This is a genomic window from Pseudomonas sp. 2FE (assembly GCF_005503735.1).
Lineage (GTDB): Bacteria > Pseudomonadota > Gammaproteobacteria > Pseudomonadales > Pseudomonadaceae > Aquipseudomonas.
On sequence record NZ_SCMO01000016.1, the window covers coordinates 93471 to 111119 of the forward strand.

Below are 17649 nucleotides of genomic sequence, written 5' to 3' on the forward strand. Positions count from 1 at the left end.
CACATGCCCCTTGATTCCGTACTTAGGTACTGGAATTAGAATAGTACTTGGCAAGCAGGTTCAAGGAGACAGGCATGGCGCAACTCAGCGGAAAAGGCTCGCTAATCGCGGGGGTGCTGGCCGCCATCGGTGCGTCGCTGTGTTGCGTCGGGCCGCTGGTACTGTTGGCGCTCGGCATCGGCGGTGCTTGGGGCGGAAACCTGACGGCGATGGCGCCGTACCGGCCCATCTTCATCGGGCTGACGCTGCTGTTTCTCGGCTTGGCCTGGCGCAAGCTCTACCTGGTGCCGCAGGTCTGCGCAGCGGGCACGTCCTGCACCGACCCTCGTCCCCTCAAGCGGCAGCGGTTCACGTTCTGGCTGGTCGCGGCGCTGTTGCTCGTCCTGTTGGCCGTGCCGTGGTTCGCCCCGTTGTTCTACTGAAAGGAGGTCACCATGCGCAAACTGCTGATTGCCGCGCTCGTCGCCTTACCCCTCGCAGCGCTGGCTGCCACACCGAAAACCGTCACGCTCGACGTGAAGAACATGACATGCGAACTCTGTCCGATCACGGTCAAGAAGTCGCTTGAGAAGGTGTCCGGCGTGAGCGCCGTTGAGGTCGATTTCGACAAGAAGACGGCCACCGTGACCTATGACCCCGACAAGATCCAGCCGGAGGCGCTGAGCAGGGCGACTACAAACGCGGGCTATCCCTCCAGCGTGCAGAAGTGACGCCACGATGAGCGCTATCGTTCTTGAATCCGTGCTGACCTGCCCGCATTGCGGCTTCGCCAAGCAGGAAAGCATGCCCACGAACGCCTGTCAGTTCTTCTACGAGTGCAGCAACTGCAAGGTCCTGCTGCGCCCGAATCGCGGTGACTGCTGCGTGTTCTGTTCGTTCGGCTCGGTGAAGTGCCCGCCAATTCAGGCGCAGCGCGGGTGTTGCGGGTAATGGCCGTTCAAATGAGAAAGTATAAAGTTGCGCTCAACTAAGGCATGCCAGCTGACAGGCTGCTTCTGGCCGGACATGGCGCATCGCCTGGCCATTCGGTGCTCATGCAGCTAAGCCACAATCCTAAGCATCTGCAGGGCAATCAGGTGACCTGGGTAAAACAGATATCCCCAGCGCTGAACCGGCCACACCTGGAAGGTGAACTTCTGGCGCAGAAGCCAGAGGCCGAAGATCGGGGCAGCAAAGGCGGTACCTAGAACCAGTAGGGGATATACCTGCAACTCAGCTGCTCCGATCAACCGATGGCGACTTGCGTTGATCAGCAGGCACAAGGCTGCCGGCAATAACCAAAGGACTCCTGGCCGTTTGGTCGCCGTCAGCAAGGCGGCGGGAATCAGTGTGCCAATGAAGCCATACATCAGTGAGTCATTCAGCATATAGGCCAAGCCGCCAGCAGCTACGGCCATCGCGCTACTGAGCGATGTTCGATGATGCGCGCCCCAGGCAATCACCAGTCCAAACGCCAGAGTTGCTAGCACATTGAGCGATCCCGGTGTCGGGAAGAAGATCCTGTAGGGCAGTTCGGAAATAACCGAAAACACCAGTAACCAGCCGAGATAGCGAGCGTTGTTATCAGAGAAAACCTCGCCTGGTTTCGATCGCTCGACGTTCGCCGCGATGACCAGGCAGAAGAGCGGAAATGAAATCCGCCCAGGTACCAACAACCAACTCAGCCCGGGCCAGATGTAGCGCAGGTGATCGATAACCATGGTCGCCATGGCCAGCCACTTGATCAGATCAAGGCTACCGCTGCGACTCTGCGTCTGTATGTGATGGGTCATTGATGCCGCCCTCAATCCCAGCCAAGAGTGAGGAAAGTCGCTGCTGCGAGAGCAAAGTAACGAGCACTCTTGGCCACCGTAACCAGCAACACAAAGCTCCAAATTGACTCTCGCATCACTCCGGCTACCAACGTAAGCGGGTCGCCAATGATGGGCACCCAGCTCAGCAACAACGACCAGCGTCCGTAGCGGTGGTACCAGTGCTGAGCGCGCTCCAGCTGACTTTCGCTAACCGGGAACCAGCGCTTGTGACGAAAGTGCTCGATGTAGTAACCAAGCAGCCAGTTAACCACCGAGCCCAGCACGTTACCGACAATTGCCACCGCCAGCAGAGCCCAGACAGGATAGGCGTCCGAGAGCAGCAGCCCGGCTAGAACGGCTTCGGACTGCAAGGGCAGCAAAGTGGCGGCGCCGAAAGCGGCCAGAAACAGGCCGAGGTAGCCGGAGAGTGCCAACATGAGATGACTGCCTTAAACGTCCTGATCGTTGGGGGGTATGGTTATGCGTTTAGGCCGATCCAGCCATGAAAGCCGACGTAGAGACCGACGCCGATGATCAGCAGACTGGAAAGATAAGGCGCACGCCGTACCACTGTGCCGAACCACGGCCAGCGATTCGACGCCTGTCGGGCTCCCAGTGCTGCAGCAGCACCGACGGCTACCAAGGTGATTGCCAGCCCGATGCTGAAGCACAGGACCAGAATCCCACCCAGTGCGATCTCTTTCACCTGTAGGCACAGCAGCAGAACGGTGATCGCCGCTGGACAAGGAATGAGGCCGCCGGTCAGACCGAACAGGATGATCTGGCCCGTAGTGACATCGCTATTGGCGAAGCGTTGGCGGATGTCATTGGCATGCGCTCGTTCGTGGGCATCCTGATAGCCCTCCAGCGACAGCTCCAGACCTTCCAGTTCGGCATGCTGGTGATCATGGTCGTGCTCATGGAAATCCAAGTCATAGTCATGCGAGTGGCCGGCATGCCCAAGGCTCAGGCGCGCGGCGAACTCATGGGGCTCAGGAATTTCATCCAACGATTCCAGATAGCCGCCCCGATCCGCGAATCTGAACTGCTGGATCAACCCATCGGTTCGGGTCGTCAGCAGGCTCACTTCAGTAGCCGGCCAGGCATGACCGCTTAGTGCTCTCAGCCGCCAGCGAGGAGGCACACCTGTTTCAAAAATGGACAGCTCGATTCGGCTGTGGCCGGTATCGATACGGTGAGTTTCATCATGATGGCCGTGCGGGTGATCATGCTCAGCGCCTTCTTCGAAGCGCCACATCTGTTCGCCCCGCCAAGTCCGCCAGAGCATCCAAAGCGCGATGGCAATGATCAGCGCGGACGAGGCGAGCTGAAAATAGGGTTCGGTGGTTTCGGCATCCAGGCCCTGACCGAGGTACATGCCGCCCAATGCCACCAGCCACACCACTGCGGTATGTGAGACCGTTGCCGCCAAGCCCAGCAACATGGCCTGTTTCACCGTGCCCCGGATGGCCACGATGAAGGCGGCCATCATGGTTTTTGAGTGCCCAGGCTCCAGGCCGTGCAGCGCGCCTAACAAGATGGCGCTGGGAAAATACAGCCAGGCCTGTGAGGTGCCCTGTTGCAAGACTTCGGCAAAATTCGACACGGGCAGGCCTACAGGTACTTGGTGATTTGTTTGAATTCTTCCAGCGGTGCGCGCTCGCCACTGGTGAGCGCGCCGACTGTGTGTTCCAGGCAGTGATCGATGTGATCCTGGATCAGCGTGCGCTTGGCTTGGCAGACGGCCTTTTCTACCGCATGCAGTTGCTGGGCGATGTCGACGCAGGCGCGACCGTCTTCGATCATGGTGACGATGCTGCGCAGGTGGCCATCAGCGCGTTTAAGCCGCTTGATGATGTCGTCATGGCTCTGATGGTGATGGTTGTGTTCGCTCATGGCTTGAGCCTCTTACCCTAATGATTTACTCTCGCATCCTATCCTCCCAGGGAGGATGCTGGCAAACACTTGAGCCTGGGTCTGTTGGCGAATTTCTCACGTCGTTAGAGTTTGGAATGTTCACGAAAGCAGTGACGACAAAAGTGGTAGTTGCACTCGCTCTAGCCATATTGATGGCTTGGGCCGGGCATACCTATACGTTGCTGGTGGGGGCGAACCAGCCGGACTGGGAAGTCACCGACGATGGCTATCACGTGCATGACGACCAGGCCGATCTCTCTTGCGCGAGCTGTTCCGATCACTATCACTCCCCGCTGACCGGCGACCATCTGCATGAGACGCCATATCTAACGACCGCTCTCAGTCTGCCCGAGCAACCGAAGCAATCCGTTCGCACGGATGTGCCTCGGTACTTCCTTCCCAGCGCCCCGATTTTTCTGATCGAGCGTCCACCACGTCCTTCGTTAGTGCTCTGACAACGGCCGCTCTGCGGCCCAAGACCACTGTAACCTAGGACTGATCCATGCATTCGCTATCCATGAGCGGCATGGGCGCATTTACTCTGCGCTCGCACCGCCCGCTACTACTGCTCCTGTTGTTCACGGCGTTATTGTTCCTCGGCATGCCTGATGCCCTGGCTCATGCTGTGGCTGAGGGTGACAAAGGCTTCATCCAGGAAAGCTCCGGCGTCATGTTGCTGCCGTTCACGTACATGGGCGCAAAGCACATGATCACGGGGTACGACCACCTGCTGTTCCTCTTTGGGGTGATCTTCTTCCTCTACCGCCTGAAGGACGTGGGGCTGTACGTCACGCTGTTCGCGGTGGGCCATTCGGTCACGCTGCTGCTCGGCGTGCTGACGGAGATTAGCGTCAGCTCCTATGTGATCGACGCCATCATCGGTTTCTCCGTGGTGTACAAGGCGCTCGATAACCTGGGGGCGCTCCAGCGCTGGTTCGGCCATCAGCCGAACACCAAAGTGGCCACCTTGCTCTTCGGCTTACTTCATGGCTTTGGTCTGGCGACCAAGATCCAGGAGTACGAGATCTCAGCTGATGGCCTGATCCCCAATCTGCTCGCCTTCAACGTCGGTGTCGAGATCGGCCAACTACTGGCCCTGAGCGCCATTCTGATTTTGATGGGCTACTGGCGTCGCACCGCCAGCTTCTGGCGCCATGCCTACACCACCAACGTCGCCATGATGAGTGCCGGTTTCCTGCTGATGGGTTACCAGTTCACCGGCCTGTTTGTCTCCGCGTAAGGAATTCTCTCTATGTTCAATACTCCGCTTCCTACCCTTAACGAGCTGCCCAGTAGCCGTCAGCTGTTGCGCTCGACAGCTATCGCCCTGATCACCGCCATCGCCCTGCTGGTAACGGTGGTCATGCCATCGGAATACGCCATCGATCCAACGGGCGCCGGCCGTGTGCTGGGCCTGACACAAATGGGTGAGCTGAAAATCACCCTGGCGCAAGAAGCTGCAGCAGATGCTGCGGTCTCTCCGCCAGGAGCGACGACTCCTGCTCAAGCTCCGGCGCAAGAAGCGCCACAAGTACAAGTCGCTGCACGGCCAGCGGCTGAGTCCGTATCGGAGCCTAAGCCCGCGCTAAAGACGGACGAGATGACGGTCACCCTGAAGCCGGGTGAAGCCCGCGAGATCAAGCTGGACATGTTGAATAACGCGAAGGTCAGCTACGAATGGTCTACCACCGGAGGCCCGGTTAATCACGACACACATGGTGAGCCCTATAACGGGGCAGAAGGTTATTTCCACAGCTACCGAAAAGGCCAGCAGGTGACAGGCGATAAGGGTGAGTTCACCGCTATTTTTGACGGCACGCATGGTTGGTTTTGGCGCAATCGCAGCAATGGCGACGTGACCATCACGCTGAAGACGACCGGTGAATACCTGAACGTCAAACGGTTGATTTAAGACATGCCCGCTCCCGTCATGCGGCGGGAGAAGGGCTTGGACTCGAAAGATCAGATACCCATTACTTCTTAAGAAAGGACTACCCAATGAAAACTACAGCCACCCTGGGCCGATCCATGCTGTTGGTCTGTCTGCTGGGCTTGCTTGCGGCATGTGGCAGCGGTGAGCACGAAGGCCAAGCTGGCAGCGAAGGCCACGGGCATGTTCACGATTAACTGCTGCCAAGCGGCTCGTCCGCGATAGACGCTTAGCCTTGATCTAACCGTGGGCCATTTTTGATAGCAGCCAGTCAAACTGCTCAACTCTCTGAGGAACGTCGCTTCACTCATGGTGGAATCGGCCCATTGCACGTAGGCCGAGACATTTTCCAACACTACTGGCCACTCGACCACGTCCTGCACCAGACGAACACGAGCTGCGACGTGCAGCAGACTTTCCTGGGTGCATGGCAGTGGTAGCAGATCATGCGGGTGGTGTGCATTACCCCGGCTCCAACACAGGTGATCCGAGAGCCACTGTGGTTGAACCCGGTCTGCGAGTTGCTTCAACCGCCGCAGATAGTCGATGCCCATCGTATGAGGGCCGCCAATGGACAGCGGAACACCATGCATCACCAACGGATACTGCTCGTTGATAGCGTCCAGAAAATAGAGGGCCTTGCCGCCCTCCACCAGGTAGTTTTCCTAAATAATCTCGAACCAGTCGACCTTGGGACGCTGCTCAAGAATCTGCTGGTAATACTCGCTGCGCAGCCCCAGACCAAACCCCAGGTTGCTGTTCTTACTCATTCCTGGCTCCAGAAAAAGAGAGTGGCAAGCACTCCCCTGCACTGCGTTACTCGCTGGTTTTGCCGCCTGCTTCATCGCATTTTGCCTGGGTCATCAGATTGAAGCCCTGGCCTTTGCATTCGCCTTGTCCCTTACAAGCGTTCTTGGCGGTCTGGCAGTCGTTCTGACCTTTACAGCCGTTCACTCCAAAGCACTGCACTTGGGCTTCTTCAGCCGCTTGAACCGGCAGAGTTGCGAACAGGCCGGCTGCGACAAGCGCCAAAGCTGCACCGGTGGCCGCGGTAGTTTTTATCGACATTTATCTATCTCTCTTGATCGGTGGTGTTGGGGTCAGGAGCGACGTACTCATTTCTGACCCGCGGAAGGATAGGCATGACTGCCTCTCATGAAATTCAGGCAACCGCTCAAGTCGGCAACCTGCCTGGCATGGCCCAGACACTACAGAGCAAGCAGGAGGCTCATCAAGGAGAAAATCGGAACCTGACCGAACTGTAATCTTCGCCTCAGGTTTCTGACAGGGTGGCATGGGTATGGTTACTTCGAGCCTGACGCTCAGCCCCAAGAACCACCTTGCGATGTGGCATCAACGGGGCAACCCAATCTCACTTGAGGATACCCAAATGAAATCCATGAAAGCTCTCTTCGTCGTCGCTGCTCTGAGCGCTTCCTCTCTGACCCTAGCCGAAGGTGGCGCTGACCGGACCTTCGCACGCATGGAGCAGCCCCGGAAAGTCTCGGTGCAAGCCTACCAGGTTGCACAGAAACAGAAGGCTGAAGCCGCAGTAGCTGAAAGCAAAGCCAAGGCGGCCGATCACGCCAGTTGCTGATCTGTCTGGCGCTTTCCCAAGCTGACAGAAATGTAATCATCCGGAGGGTTCAAATGTGGCAGTTTCTACGCTCGCTGGCCGCCAGCATTTGACAGATAACGGCAGCGGGCACGGCTGGTTAGGGATTCGAGAAGTATTCCTGATAAAGCGGCCCCAACCTGCCAACTCGCGTTGGCTGTTCAGCACCGGTTTCCTTTGACTGATTGGACATAAACGGCATGCAATCCAAAACCTCAAGGCGGACGTTCGTTAAAGGCCTGGCCGCCGGCGGCATTCTTGGCGGCCTGGGCTTATGGCGCACCCCGGTCTGGGCGGTCACCAGCCCTGGCCAACTCACTGCGCTATCCGGCACGGAGTTCGATCTGTCGATCGGCGAAACCCCGGTGAACATTACCGGCAAGCAGCGCATGGCCATGACCATCAACGGTACCTTGCCGGGCCCGCTGCTGCGCTGGCGTGAAGGCGACACGGTCACGCTGCGCGTCAAGAACCGCCTGGAGCAAGACACCTCCATCCATTGGCACGGGATCATCCTGCCCGCCAACATGGATGGCGTTCCTGGCCTGAGCTTCCACGGCATCGCGCCGGATGGCATGTACGAGTACACATTCAAGGTTAAGCAGAACGGCACCTACTGGTACCACAGCCACTCAGGGTTGCAGGAGCAAGTTGGCGTCTATGGACCGATAGTGATCGATGCGAAGGAGCCCGAGCCGTTCCAGTACGACCGCGACTATGTGGTGATGCTGAGCGACTGGACCGATGAAGATCCTGCTCGTGTCATGGCCAAGCTCAAGAAGCAGTCGGACTACTACAACTTCCACAAGCGCACCGTCGGCGACTTCATCGATGACGTGAGCGAGAAAGGCTGGTCCGCCACGGTAGCCGATCGGAAGATGTGGGCCGAGATGAAAATGAGCCCCACCGATCTCGCCGACGTCAGCGCTTACACCTACACCTACCTGATGAACGGCCAGGCACCCAACGGCAACTGGACCGGCATTTTCAAACCGGGTGAGCGCATCAGGCTGCGCTTTATCAACGGCTCGGCCATGAGCTACTTCGATGTACGCATCCCGGGTTTGAAAATGACCGTGGTGGCCGCCGATGGCCAGCGCGTTAAACCTGTCAGCGTCGATGAGTTCCGCATCGCCGTCGCGGAAACCTATGACGTGATCGTCGAGCCAGCCGGTGAAGAGGCCTACACCCTCTTCGCGCAATCCATGGACCGCACGGGCTATGCCCGCGGCACCCTGGCCGTGCGTGAAGGCCTGAGCGCGCCTGTTCCCGAGATCGATCCCCGTCCGCTGATTGGGATGGGTGACATGGGCATGGACCATGGAAGCATGGGCGGCATGGATCACGGCAAGATGGCTGGCATGGGCAATGGCGACATGGCCGGCATGGATCACAGCAAGATGCCTGGCATGGGCAGCGGCGACATGGCCGGCATGGACCACAGCAAGATGGCTGGCATGGGCAGCGGCGACATGGCCGGCATGGATCACAGCAAGATGCCTGGCATGGGCAGCGGCGACATGGCCGGCATGGATCACAGCAAGATGCCTGGCATGGGCAGCGGCGACATGGCCGGCATGGACCACAGCAAGATGGCTGGCATGGCCGGAATGCAGTCGCACCCAGCATCAGAGGACAACAATCCGCTGGTCGATATGCAGACCATGAGCCCAACGCCGAAGCTCGACGATCCGGGTATCGGCTTGCGGAACAACGGCCGTAGGGTTCTCACCTATGCCGATCTCAAAAGCACCTTCCCCGATCCCGATGGCCGCGAACCTAGCCGCACAGTCGAATTGCATCTGACGGGCCACATGGAGAAATTCGCCTGGTCGTTCGACGGCATCAAGTTCTCCGATGCGCAGCCACTGCTCCTTAAATATGGCGAACGGCTACGCATCACTCTCGTGAACGACACCATGATGACCCACCCCATTCACCTCCACGGCATGTGGAGCGACCTCGAGGATGAGAACGGCAACTTCATGGTGCGTAAGCACACCATCGACATGCCCCCAGGCTCGAAGCGCAGTTACCGCGTAACTGCCGATAACCTCGGCCGCTGGGCCTACCACTGCCACCTGTTGCTGCACATGGAAATGGGCATGCTCCGCGAAGTCCGTGTGGAAGAGTAAAGGAAACCAATAATGACCAAATTCCTGAATCGTAAAACGCTGATCGGCAGTGCCTTCGCCGTTGGCTTGCTGGGTGTCATGCAAATACCCATCGCGCTTGCTTCTGGTGACCATGGTGAGCACGCGCACTCCTCCGCTCCTGCTGCGGACTCCACCGACAAGCCCGCAACGCAGCAGAAGGGCCCGGCCGCTGAGTCCCAAAAAATGGATCACGGCTCCATGGATCACAGCAAGATGGACCATGGCTCGATGAACCATGAGCACCAAGCCAACGAGGCCGCAGCGGAACGAAATCATGACCAGTAGGTTTTCCCATCCGACCCTGATGGCTCTGGCCGTTTCATTCAGCACGGTTACGGCCGGTCTGGCGAACGCTGCCGAGGCAATGGACCATTCGATGCACTCATCTTCGCCCGCGCCTGCCGCGGTGGAAGCTAAGCCTGCATCTAAAGCTGAAGCCACGCCGCCCAAGCAGAGCGGTTCCGACAGCGCCCAGATGGATCATTCCGCGATGGGGCATGGCTCAATGCAATCCATGGATCATGGCCAGACGGGTTCAATGGACCCCGGCTCCATGGATCACAGCAGCATGGACCACAGCCAGATGAACCAAGGCAGCGCTGACGAAGGACCCAGGACAACGAGTCGGACGCCGATTCCGGTCCTGACCGATGCCGACCGTGAAGCAGCCTTCCCCCCGCTGCCTGGCCATGCGGCGCACGACAAGAAGCTCAACTCCTTCTTCCTGCTCGATCAGTTCGAATACCAGGACGCCGATGAGGGCAGCGCACTGAATTGGGATGCCATCGGCTGGATCGGCGGCGACGTCGATCGCCTCTGGTTGCGCTCCGAAGGTGAGCGAACCAATGGCGTGACCGAGGATGCCGAAGTCCAAGCGCTCTGGGGACACTCCATTGGACCTTGGTGGGATGTCGTCACCGGTGTCCGCCAGGATTTCAAACCAGGCTCAGCGCAAACCTGGGGAGCCTTCGGCATCCAGGGTATGGCGCTCTATGCCTTCGAGGCCGAAGCCACCGCGTTCATCGGTGAGAACGGTCAGACCGCCGCTCGCTTGGAAGGCGACTACGACATCTTGCTCACCAACCGCCTGATCCTGCAGCCGACGGCCGAGGTGAACCTCTACGGCAAGAACGACCCCGAGCGCGGCATCGGTTCTGGGCTGGCCAATACCGAGGTTGGTCTCAGGTTGCGTTATGAAATTCGCCGGGAGTTCGCCCCCTACATCGGCGTCACCTGGAATCGCTCCTACGGCAATACCGCCGACCTGGCCCGCGATGAAGGTGAGGATGATAACGAGGCTCGCTTGGTAGCCGGTATTCGGATGTGGTTTTGAGGACCTGAGATGAAAAGAACAGTTAAAACCTTAGTGGCAGCGAGTATCGTCGCAAGCGCCGCAGCAGGCGCAGGTGCCTACTTTGGCCTGGTTAACGTAGGCGCCGATGATCCCCATCTGCCGGCCGTGCATACCTTCCTGGCCATGGCCCGTGATCGCTCCATCGAGGTGCGTGCCCGGGATATCGAAGTCCCTAACCTGAATGACGAAGCGCTGATCCGCGCCGGCGCCGGCAACTACAATTCCATGTGCATTGGCTGTCACCTGGCACCGGGCACCGCCGAAACCGAGTTGAGCCAGAGCCTGTACCCTGCGCCGCCGAACCTGACGAAAGTCGGTGTGGACGGGAGCCCCGCAACTGCGTTCTGGATCATCAAGCACGGCATCAAGGCCACCGGCATGCCCGCCTGGGGCAAAAGTATGGGCGACCCGTACATCTGGGGGATGGTGGCTTTCCTGCAGCAGCTTCCGACTCTCGATGCCGAGAAGTACCAGGCTTTGGTAACAACCAGCGGTGGCCACCAGCACGGTGGTGGCGAAACTGACATGCATAACCATGAGGGCCAACACGGTAGCGACAAGTCAGCCGGCGCTGGGCATGATGACGCTGCAGGCGAAGATCACCATGCCGGCGAAGTGGCTGGGGCGAGTCACCATGACTCCGGGCAAGCACCTGACGAGCCTGAGCCAGAGTCCAAGCCGGCGGCTAAGACCCACACCCACGCCGATGGGAAAGAGCACGTCCATGGAGGCTAAACTTCTTCGGAAAGGCCGAGCACTGCGTGTCGCCGCATTCGCCACCTTGTTCATGGCTTCTGCAGCTCAGGCAGCAGAGGCGCTGACAATTGATGTGCACCGCAGTGCCAGCTGTGGATGCTGCAAGAAATGGATCAAGCACCTCGAGGCCAATGGCTTCAAGGTCAACGACCATGTCGAGTCCAACATGAGTGCGGTCAAGCAACGCCTCGGCGTTGTTCCGCGCCTGGCGTCCTGTCACACCGCAGTGATCAATGGGAAGTTCGTCGAGGGTCACGTTCCAGCGGCGCAGGTCATTGAGCTGAGCAAGCGATCTGATCTTCTCGGCATCGCTGTTCCGAGTATGCCGGCTGGCTCACCTGGTATGGAAGCAGGTGGGAAACAGCAGGCCTATCAGGTCATCGGTTTGACCAAAGTCGGTACCGATCAAGTGATCGCCGACTACCCGGCAAACTAACTTCCAATGAAGGAGCGCCCCATGATCACGAGCATCTCGGTATCCGGCATGCCGGCACGCACCCCAGGCATGGGCGGGCCGAAGCGGGAGCCGCGCAAGGTGTACTACATCAGCCGCAGCGCCGAGCCCAAGGTCTATGGGACGTTCTAAGCGCATAGGCCTAGTCTGGGTTTGGCGGCTGGCAACCGCCAGCCTCCTGGCCCTCGTCCTGCAGGCCGGCAGCCAAGGAGCCGAGCAGGCCGCCGAGACCAGCACCCGTGCCGGTTTGACGATCTGGCCTCAGCCGAAGCCGGTACCGGAAGTCAAGTTCGTCGATGGCGAGGGCAAGCCACACAGCTTGGCCGACTTCAAGGGCAAGGTGGTACTGCTCAACGTCTGGGCAACCTGGTGTGGGCCATGCCGCCAGGAGATGCCGACCCTGGATCGACTGCAGGCGCAGCTCGGCGGCGCGGACTTTCAGGTGCTGGCGCTCTCCATCGATGACGCCGGGCCGCAGGTCGTGCGGGACTTCTACCGCGAGATCGGCATCCAGCACCTCAAGCTCTATATCGACGACAGTGGCCAAGCGATCCAGAATCTCAACGCGTTCGGCCTGCCGATTACCTTGCTGCTGGATCGCCAGGGCCGGGAGGTGGGCCGCAAGCTCGGTGGTGCCGAATGGAACAGCCCGGAGGTCATCGAGTACCTGCGGGAGGTTATCGCTTCAGCCCAGAGGAATTAGTCGGCGATGAGTCTGAGTAACATCGGCATCCTGAGCGCCTTTGCCGCCGGGATGATCTCGTTCCTGTCGCCCTGCGTGCTACCGCTGGTGCCCGGATATCTGTCCTACATCGCTGGTCGCTCGGTGGACGAGTTGCAGGCCCTGGAAAGCCGGCGGGAGCGGCTCGCCGTGATGGGCATGAGCCTGACCTTCGTGCTCGGCTTCGCGACGGTTTTCGTAGCGCTGGGGGCCAGCGCCACCGCCATCAGCCGGCTGCTACTCGCCTACCGGCAGGAAACGAACCTGATCGGCGGGCTCATCGTGATCACTTTCGGGCTGTTCATGACCGGCCTGATCAACCCGCGCTGGCTGCATATGGACGTGCGCTTCGTCCACCAGCTCAAATCCAAGGGCAGCCCATTGGCCGCTTACATCCTGGGCGTGGCTTTCGCCTTCGGGTGGACGCCCTGCATCGGCCCCATCCTGGGCAGCATCTTGACGGTGAGCGCCTCCGGCGCCGACGTCAACGGCATCGCGCTGCTGTCCATCTACTCGCTGGGCCTGGGGGTGCCGTTCCTACTGGCCGCCCTGTTCACCAACCATTTCCTGGACCACATGAAGCGGCTTCGCCGTTGGAGCCGAACGATCCATCTCGGGTCCGGTGCCATCATGATTCTTATGGGCCTGGCCATGATCACCGGCCAACTTTCGGCCTTGGCTTATTGGCTTTTGGAGGTGTTTCCGGCGCTGGGCAGGATCGGCTAACCCCTATCGTGGACATGCGTCCATTTTCACGGGGATAAATCAAATGACCTCAGTGACTGCTTCTATGATGCGGTCGAGGGTCACGTCCCTGCAGCGCAGGTCATTGAGTTGAGCACGCGATCCGATCCTCTCGGCATCGCCTGGGTATGCCGGCAGGTTCTCCTGGCATGGAAGTAGGCGGGAAACAGCACGCCTTTCAGGTCATCGGTTTGACCAAGGCCGGTACCGATCAGGTAATCGCCGGCTACCCGGCAAACTACCTGCTGTCTTAAAAACCGCCGCCCATCCGACCGCGAAATACGTTTGTAACAAACCCCTCAGTTACTTATCTAAACTCAGGGGCAGGGGGGAATGGAGGGTTTTATCATGAAATCAACATTCAGCACGACGGCCTTCAGCGGCCTATTTGTGGTACTTGCAGCCACCGCCTCGGGGCAAGCAGCCAGCGCACCGTTCTCATCGTTCGAGCAGGAGCCTGCTTACTTACTGGCGGAAAATGGCAGTGATCGCCTGTTGGAATCTCGCATGCTTAGCAATGAGTTTGCCCAAACTCGAGCAAGAGGGGATGAAAGTCAACGCTTTACCCAACTACTCAAAGAGCAGCCCACTGCTGCCGGCCCGCAGTTTGAATCCAATGATGCGCAGTCGATCAAGGGACAGGCACCCCAGTACAAATCTCCAATACACCAACAGAGGATCGAATACGGGCATTGAGTGATAAGGCTTACCGCTCCAGGGGCTCAGAGCTAACCCCGAGCGCCTGGAGGGGTATGTAGGACTGAGGCTTAACCAATCCGACCTTGGGTATGTCGGGAGGGTACAGTGCGCGAACATGGCCTGCGCAACAATGCCAGAATCAGCTCCATGTAGATCAGGCGTTGTGCGGGATATCCGGTAGGCCCAGGCTTTGGGAATTTCCGGCGGCCACGAGCAGCGGCTGTGCTTTTGTCAGCCCCTCACTTCAGAGTGCGTGCTGCTGCGCGATAAGTTCTGCAAAGCCCTTGCCCCATCGCCAGTGCGACGGTGGAATGCTTGATCGATAGCTTGAAATGACGCTATTGTGATCAAGTTTTAACCAATAACCTTGCTCAAGTACGCAAACTAGCGGAGTGTGAGTCGGCTTGTTGGGGAAAAATGGCCGTGTCCTGGACAGTAGACCCACCACACAGCTGTTTGAGAAAGCACGAAATCCTCTAGTCATCAGTATCTCAATGGAATGATCCGCTAAGTTGAACCCGGCCATGGCCGCATTCACGGAGATCTATCCTGTTGCTCCGGCAAGTCTCTCGGTCCAAATATACAAGTGCTTTGTGGCGGGCGATCGCAGTCACGACCCTGAGCGGAAGTTTGCTCTTAGGCATGGCCGAAGCTAAGGCAAGCTGGAGTTTCGACCTCATCCTCCGCAAGGCGGAAAAACGCTATGGACGACTGAGTCCAGCCACGGATCGCCTCCTGTCCTGGGGCGACCTGATCGAGAGCAGTCGGCATCTACCGGAAATGGAAAAACTGAAGGCGGTGAACCGGTACTTCAACCGCCATGTTCGTTTCAGCGGCGATATCGCTCTCTGGAAGCAGGACGACTATTGGGCGACGCCGATCGAGACCTTGGTCAAAGGGGCTGGGGACTGCGAGGACTTTTCCTTGGCCAAGTACTTCACCCTGCGCCAGCTCGGTGTACCAGAGGAAAAGCTGCGGATCGTCTATGCCAAAGTACTGAAGCTGAACCAGGCGCACATGGTGATGACCTACTACTCAACGCCAACCGCCGAGCCTCTGGTACTGGACAACCTGATCTATAGCATCCTCCCCGCTTCTGAACGTCAGGATTTGTCGCTGCTCTATGCCTTTGATGCCAAAGGGCTCTATTTTGTCAGGGAAGAAGGCCTTGAACGCTTTGGAGATACAGAGCACCTGCCTTATTGGCAGGCGCTGCTGAAAAAGATGCGGCAAGAGGGCTTCACTGCGAAACATGGTTAAGTCTCCATAGATAGAAACGAGCAATGTCACCTAATCGCCCCTAGCTTCGTAGATACCTCTAAGCCTTGCACTAAGGCCCATTGAGATCGAAGGTTTGGCTTTCCTGATAAACTACGGCCCCGTCGCGCTTGATCCTGATCTGCGCGCTATAGCCCATGCCGCCTTTACGCGGCCTCGCCGTGATCGGTCCCATCGTTTTGCCCGGTGCTACAAAAAATTTATGAAGTCCTACAGTGCAGCACTGAGCCTTCAAAATGGTCGAAACGAGCGAAAACAGCTGTAAATCAGACAGAGTAAGATGACCGCCCTACACGCTTCTACGCCAGTAACCCCGCGCCCCGAGCCCTCCCGCCGCTTCTCCGTGGCGCCGATGATGGATCGTTAGCAAATTCCTTATGAATCAATGGCATGCAAGATGCCCTGTGCACGACATGTGCAACTCAACGCATCTGCATAATGCCCCTCAAATGCCCTAATGGACAGCCTCGCATGCCTCGCCTGATCAACCACAAGGACGTCACCGTTAATCGCCGCCTCTATGACGCCCTCGCGTCACTCTTCCACAACTGGGGAGGCATCGGTGAAAGCGACTGTGAAGACACTCAATACACACCCAACGTACTCAGAGGCTACAAGAACCAGCTAGCAGCGCTCATCGCGCACCAAAGCACTCTGGAGGAGCTCATTCGAGCTGAACAACTGAACAAATCGCATGCCTCCCGTGAGCGCAATGAGCTCGGCGAGCGCTACTTGAACGCGCTTACAAAGGCCAGAGATGTCTGGATGGACATGGAGAATGACGACCAGCGCGCCCTGACAAAATGCATGTCTGAGATCGACTCCGGCCACGCCATCATTGATGGGATAGGGCTTGAGCCGCTCCTCACTTCGTTCAGACTGACCCAGGACATCGCGCCTTGGCGCGCGACAGCACTGAAGCGACGCAAACATGACAGGTGGGGGCTAGACACAGAGATGCTAGATCTCTTGATTAGCGCAGCCCAGAAATGGATTGAGCACGAAGCGCCAGAAAAAAGCGCAAAGATAGACCCCACCCTTTATGCCGTCATGTACATGGCGGAGCAGTGCCAAGCGTATGGCATCGAACCGTCCCCTACCCCGTCTAGCCGATTTACTGAGGTCGTCGATACCTATTTCAAACACACCAAGATCGGACGCGACACCAGTGAGCGCACTAGCTACAAGGACATAATCACGAAGGCGAATCTCAGCCGTGAGAAAAGCCAAGAACCCTGCGCGACAGCTGATCCAAGCTGGTTCGAATCACGCCTGATGCTTGATGACCCCCATTGAGGCTAAACCCCGCCCCAAGAGTCATCCTTGCCACCCTGGGCTGCTGCGGCCCAGTGATAGACAAAAAATAGTCCACTAAAACCAGAGCCTAATTAGCAACCAAAAGCAGCAACAGCAGCCTACTTTCTTACTTTTTCAAGAAATTTCGTGGAGACATACCCATCTATCACGAATCCCTCATGCTCATATGACACAAATAGCCATGTCCGATCCTCCTTGCCCAAGACAACAACAGGAGCATATTTAGGCAGCGTCATAATTACATCCTCCCCCATCCCAGGCCCTGCCCTCAATCGAACGTCAGAGCCGGTTACTAGGCGAACATCCCCGGGTTTTCCAGCAAGATTGGTGCGTATGAAACGACGCACTTCTGAAATGGACTCGGTTTGAGGCATACGCGCATTCATATCAACCAGATTGGCGCGCATGGTCTCCCAGTTTTCCAGCGTATAGAGCATCGGCGCGACAAAAAATAGCCAAAAATACAAGAACCAAGTCGGAGCATTCGAAAGCTCTCGGTTCTCATCAGGACTAGAAATTACCTCTCCAGTGAAATAGCCGCCAAGAGATAGCGAGCTCCCCACATCTACCCGAACCTGCTCACGACCGCTCCCTAAGCTGGAACCAGCCTCCTTGCTAGACCGGGAAGCCAGCTCATCAATCACTTGGTCAGAAGTCAGGCCCGACTCCAAAGCCGAAAATGCAAGCGCTCTCAACTGAGAGCTATCAGTCCACTGCTGCATCAGCGCAGCAAGCCCCTTCACCTGGGCTCCGTTACTCCACGCTCGACTCTGCTCCGCAAGCTGCTTGAGCTGAGCACTTTCGCTCCACTCCTTCGCCCGTGCAGCAAGTCCCTTCATCTGGGCCCCGTTACTCCACGCTAGGCTCTGCTCCGCAAGCTGCTTGAGCTGAGCACTTTCGCTCCACTCCTTCGCC

General features: G+C 58.1%; 24 protein-coding genes and 3 pseudogenes. 19 read left to right on the forward strand and 8 right to left on the reverse strand.

Annotated elements, in window-relative coordinates; all coding sequences use genetic code 11:
- Positions 1-74 precede the first annotated feature (74 nt).
- Genes FFS12_RS19100 through FFS12_RS19110 form a run of 3 tightly spaced genes read left to right on the forward strand, consistent with a single transcriptional unit; the run spans position 75 to position 930 of the window.
- Entirely contained in the window at positions 75-422 is a 348-nt protein-coding gene (locus FFS12_RS19100; RefSeq protein WP_137889200.1) for a mercuric transporter MerT family protein, read from the forward strand.
- A gap of 12 nt (positions 423-434) precedes the next feature.
- Positions 435-710: a mercury resistance system periplasmic binding protein MerP gene (merP, locus tag FFS12_RS19105; protein WP_137889203.1), complete on the forward strand. Its 276-nt coding sequence runs from the start codon at positions 435-437 to the stop codon at positions 708-710.
- A 7-nt stretch (positions 711-717) separates the two neighbouring features.
- A complete protein-coding gene (locus FFS12_RS19110; RefSeq protein ID WP_137889205.1) occupies positions 718-930 on the forward strand; it encodes a GDCCVxC domain-containing (seleno)protein in 213 nt (70 codons plus the stop codon).
- Positions 931-1040: 110 nt separating this feature from the next.
- On the opposite strand, the gene FFS12_RS19115 is transcribed toward FFS12_RS19110, so the two are convergent.
- Genes FFS12_RS19115 through FFS12_RS19130 form a run of 4 tightly spaced genes read right to left on the reverse strand, consistent with a single transcriptional unit; the run spans position 1041 to position 3689 of the window.
- Positions 1041-1772 (reverse strand): TraX family protein, encoded by a 732-nt coding sequence (locus FFS12_RS19115; RefSeq protein WP_137889207.1) that lies wholly within the window; start codon positions 1770-1772, stop codon positions 1041-1043.
- An 11-nt stretch (positions 1773-1783) separates the two neighbouring features.
- Positions 1784-2230: a YqaA family protein gene (locus FFS12_RS19120; protein ID WP_137889209.1), complete on the reverse strand. Its 447-nt coding sequence runs from the start codon at positions 2228-2230 to the stop codon at positions 1784-1786.
- Between the two features lie 41 nt (positions 2231-2271).
- The gene (locus tag FFS12_RS19125) at positions 2272-3399 is read right to left on the reverse strand and encodes a nickel/cobalt efflux transporter (RefSeq protein ID WP_137889211.1); all 1128 of its coding nucleotides are present in this window, start codon (positions 3397-3399) and stop codon (positions 2272-2274) included.
- Positions 3400-3407: 8 nt separating this feature from the next.
- Positions 3408-3689 carry a metal-sensing transcriptional repressor gene (locus FFS12_RS19130; protein WP_137889213.1) on the reverse strand — a complete coding sequence of 94 codons (282 nt, stop codon included), beginning with the start codon at positions 3687-3689 and terminating at the stop codon, positions 3408-3410.
- 116 nt (positions 3690-3805) lie between these two features.
- Here FFS12_RS19130 and FFS12_RS19135 point away from each other — a divergent pair, with 116 nt between their 5' ends.
- Genes FFS12_RS19135 through FFS12_RS19145 form a run of 3 tightly spaced genes read left to right on the forward strand, consistent with a single transcriptional unit; the run spans position 3806 to position 5622 of the window.
- Complete coding sequence (locus tag FFS12_RS19135; protein ID WP_137889216.1) at positions 3806-4165, forward strand: hypothetical protein; 360 nt, start codon at positions 3806-3808, stop codon at positions 4163-4165.
- Between the two features lie 47 nt (positions 4166-4212).
- Entirely contained in the window at positions 4213-4950 is a 738-nt protein-coding gene (locus FFS12_RS19140; protein WP_137889218.1) for a HupE/UreJ family protein, read from the forward strand.
- A gap of 12 nt (positions 4951-4962) precedes the next feature.
- Positions 4963-5622 (forward strand): transmembrane anchor protein, encoded by a 660-nt coding sequence (locus FFS12_RS19145; protein WP_137889220.1) that lies wholly within the window; start codon positions 4963-4965, stop codon positions 5620-5622.
- A 281-nt stretch (positions 5623-5903) separates the two neighbouring features.
- On the opposite strand, the pseudogene FFS12_RS19150 reads toward FFS12_RS19145, so the two are convergent.
- A pseudogene (locus tag FFS12_RS19150) lies at positions 5904-6410 on the reverse strand (DUF692 family multinuclear iron-containing protein); the annotation flags it as partial.
- 46 nt (positions 6411-6456) lie between these two features.
- Positions 6457-6708 carry a hypothetical protein gene (locus FFS12_RS19155; RefSeq protein WP_137889222.1) on the reverse strand — a complete coding sequence of 84 codons (252 nt, stop codon included), beginning with the start codon at positions 6706-6708 and terminating at the stop codon, positions 6457-6459.
- A 322-nt stretch (positions 6709-7030) separates the two neighbouring features.
- On the opposite strand from FFS12_RS19155, the gene FFS12_RS19160 reads away from it, so the two are divergent.
- From FFS12_RS19160 to FFS12_RS19210, 12 genes and pseudogenes are all read left to right on the forward strand, one after another.
- A complete protein-coding gene (locus tag FFS12_RS19160; RefSeq protein ID WP_137889224.1) occupies positions 7031-7237 on the forward strand; it encodes a co-regulatory protein PtrA N-terminal domain-containing protein in 207 nt (68 codons plus the stop codon).
- Between the two features lie 218 nt (positions 7238-7455).
- The gene (locus FFS12_RS19165; protein WP_137889226.1) at positions 7456-9390 is read left to right on the forward strand and encodes a copper resistance system multicopper oxidase; all 1935 of its coding nucleotides are present in this window, start codon (positions 7456-7458) and stop codon (positions 9388-9390) included.
- 12 nt (positions 9391-9402) lie between these two features.
- Positions 9403-9696: a hypothetical protein gene (locus FFS12_RS19170; RefSeq protein WP_137889227.1), complete on the forward strand. Its 294-nt coding sequence runs from the start codon at positions 9403-9405 to the stop codon at positions 9694-9696.
- Entirely contained in the window at positions 9686-10744 is a 1059-nt protein-coding gene (locus FFS12_RS19175; protein WP_137889229.1) for a copper resistance protein B, read from the forward strand. Before FFS12_RS19170 ends, FFS12_RS19175 begins: the two co-directional genes overlap by 11 nt.
- 9 nt (positions 10745-10753) lie before the next feature.
- Complete coding sequence (locus tag FFS12_RS19180) at positions 10754-11500, forward strand: cytochrome c (protein ID WP_137889232.1); 747 nt, start codon at positions 10754-10756, stop codon at positions 11498-11500.
- 52 nt (positions 11501-11552) lie between these two features.
- Positions 11553-11957, forward strand: coding sequence for a DUF411 domain-containing protein (locus tag FFS12_RS19185; protein WP_256657518.1), 405 nt, complete (start codon positions 11553-11555; stop codon positions 11955-11957).
- A 21-nt stretch (positions 11958-11978) separates the two neighbouring features.
- Complete coding sequence (locus FFS12_RS20340; protein WP_256657517.1) at positions 11979-12107, forward strand: hypothetical protein; 129 nt, start codon at positions 11979-11981, stop codon at positions 12105-12107.
- Positions 12094-12678, forward strand: a complete 585-nt coding sequence (locus FFS12_RS19190) for a TlpA disulfide reductase family protein (RefSeq protein WP_137889236.1) — start codon at positions 12094-12096, stop codon at positions 12676-12678. Before FFS12_RS20340 ends, FFS12_RS19190 begins: the two co-directional genes overlap by 14 nt.
- Positions 12679-12684: 6 nt before the next feature.
- On the forward strand, positions 12685-13422 hold the full coding sequence (locus tag FFS12_RS19195) for a cytochrome c biogenesis CcdA family protein (protein ID WP_137889238.1): 738 nt from the start codon (positions 12685-12687) through the stop codon (positions 13420-13422).
- Between the two features lie 72 nt (positions 13423-13494).
- A pseudogene (locus FFS12_RS19200) lies at positions 13495-13694 on the forward strand (DUF411 domain-containing protein); the annotation flags it as partial.
- 94 nt (positions 13695-13788) lie between these two features.
- Positions 13789-14136 carry a hypothetical protein gene (locus FFS12_RS19205; protein WP_137889240.1) on the forward strand — a complete coding sequence of 116 codons (348 nt, stop codon included), beginning with the start codon at positions 13789-13791 and terminating at the stop codon, positions 14134-14136.
- Positions 14137-14781: 645 nt separating this feature from the next.
- Positions 14782-15399 carry a transglutaminase-like cysteine peptidase gene (locus FFS12_RS19210; protein ID WP_137889242.1) on the forward strand — a complete coding sequence of 206 codons (618 nt, stop codon included), beginning with the start codon at positions 14782-14784 and terminating at the stop codon, positions 15397-15399.
- A gap of 85 nt (positions 15400-15484) precedes the next feature.
- Here the strand turns inward: FFS12_RS19210 and FFS12_RS20345 are convergent.
- Positions 15485-15592 (reverse strand): annotated as a pseudogene (locus FFS12_RS20345) (integrase); the annotation flags it as partial.
- 296 nt (positions 15593-15888) lie between these two features.
- On the opposite strand from FFS12_RS20345, the gene FFS12_RS19220 reads away from it, so the two are divergent.
- Entirely contained in the window at positions 15889-16713 is an 825-nt protein-coding gene (locus FFS12_RS19220; protein WP_137889244.1) for a hypothetical protein, read from the forward strand.
- Between the two features lie 119 nt (positions 16714-16832).
- Here FFS12_RS19220 and FFS12_RS19225 read toward each other — a convergent pair.
- Positions 16833-17649: SH3 domain-containing protein (locus FFS12_RS19225; protein ID WP_218568994.1), on the reverse strand; the 817-nt coding region annotated here is incomplete at its 5' end.

What these genes read in the sequence shown, in the direction of transcription:
- FFS12_RS19100 (WP_137889200.1), top strand. Translation starts at nt 75, where the DNA reads ATGGCGCAACTCAGCGGAAAAGGCTCGCTAATCGCGGGGGTGCTGGCC.
- merP (WP_137889203.1), top strand. Translation starts at nt 435, where the DNA reads ATGCGCAAACTGCTGATTGCCGCGCTCGTCGCCTTACCCCTCGCAGCG.
- FFS12_RS19110 (WP_137889205.1), top strand. Translation starts at nt 718, where the DNA reads ATGAGCGCTATCGTTCTTGAATCCGTGCTGACCTGCCCGCATTGCGGC.
- FFS12_RS19115 (WP_137889207.1), bottom strand. Translation starts at nt 1,772, where the DNA reads ATGACCCATCACATACAGACGCAGAGTCGCAGCGGTAGCCTTGATCTG.
- FFS12_RS19120 (WP_137889209.1), bottom strand. Translation starts at nt 2,230, where the DNA reads ATGTTGGCACTCTCCGGCTACCTCGGCCTGTTTCTGGCCGCTTTCGGC.
- FFS12_RS19130 (WP_137889213.1), bottom strand. Translation starts at nt 3,689, where the DNA reads ATGAGCGAACACAACCATCACCATCAGAGCCATGACGACATCATCAAG.
- FFS12_RS19135 (WP_137889216.1), top strand. Translation starts at nt 3,806, where the DNA reads ATGTTCACGAAAGCAGTGACGACAAAAGTGGTAGTTGCACTCGCTCTA.
- FFS12_RS19140 (WP_137889218.1), top strand. Translation starts at nt 4,213, where the DNA reads ATGCATTCGCTATCCATGAGCGGCATGGGCGCATTTACTCTGCGCTCG.
- FFS12_RS19145 (WP_137889220.1), top strand. Translation starts at nt 4,963, where the DNA reads ATGTTCAATACTCCGCTTCCTACCCTTAACGAGCTGCCCAGTAGCCGT.
- FFS12_RS19155 (WP_137889222.1), bottom strand. Translation starts at nt 6,708, where the DNA reads ATGTCGATAAAAACTACCGCGGCCACCGGTGCAGCTTTGGCGCTTGTC.
- FFS12_RS19160 (WP_137889224.1), top strand. Translation starts at nt 7,031, where the DNA reads ATGAAATCCATGAAAGCTCTCTTCGTCGTCGCTGCTCTGAGCGCTTCC.
- FFS12_RS19165 (WP_137889226.1), top strand. Translation starts at nt 7,456, where the DNA reads ATGCAATCCAAAACCTCAAGGCGGACGTTCGTTAAAGGCCTGGCCGCC.
- FFS12_RS19170 (WP_137889227.1), top strand. Translation starts at nt 9,403, where the DNA reads ATGACCAAATTCCTGAATCGTAAAACGCTGATCGGCAGTGCCTTCGCC.
- FFS12_RS19175 (WP_137889229.1), top strand. Translation starts at nt 9,686, where the DNA reads ATGACCAGTAGGTTTTCCCATCCGACCCTGATGGCTCTGGCCGTTTCA.
- FFS12_RS19180 (WP_137889232.1), top strand. Translation starts at nt 10,754, where the DNA reads ATGAAAAGAACAGTTAAAACCTTAGTGGCAGCGAGTATCGTCGCAAGC.
- FFS12_RS19185 (WP_256657518.1), top strand. Translation starts at nt 11,553, where the DNA reads ATGGCTTCTGCAGCTCAGGCAGCAGAGGCGCTGACAATTGATGTGCAC.
- FFS12_RS20340 (WP_256657517.1), top strand. Translation starts at nt 11,979, where the DNA reads ATGATCACGAGCATCTCGGTATCCGGCATGCCGGCACGCACCCCAGGC.
- FFS12_RS19190 (WP_137889236.1), top strand. Translation starts at nt 12,094, where the DNA reads ATGGGACGTTCTAAGCGCATAGGCCTAGTCTGGGTTTGGCGGCTGGCA.
- FFS12_RS19195 (WP_137889238.1), top strand. Translation starts at nt 12,685, where the DNA reads ATGAGTCTGAGTAACATCGGCATCCTGAGCGCCTTTGCCGCCGGGATG.
- FFS12_RS19205 (WP_137889240.1), top strand. Translation starts at nt 13,789, where the DNA reads ATGAAATCAACATTCAGCACGACGGCCTTCAGCGGCCTATTTGTGGTA.
- FFS12_RS19210 (WP_137889242.1), top strand. Translation starts at nt 14,782, where the DNA reads ATGGCCGAAGCTAAGGCAAGCTGGAGTTTCGACCTCATCCTCCGCAAG.
- FFS12_RS19220 (WP_137889244.1), top strand. Translation starts at nt 15,889, where the DNA reads ATGCCTCGCCTGATCAACCACAAGGACGTCACCGTTAATCGCCGCCTC.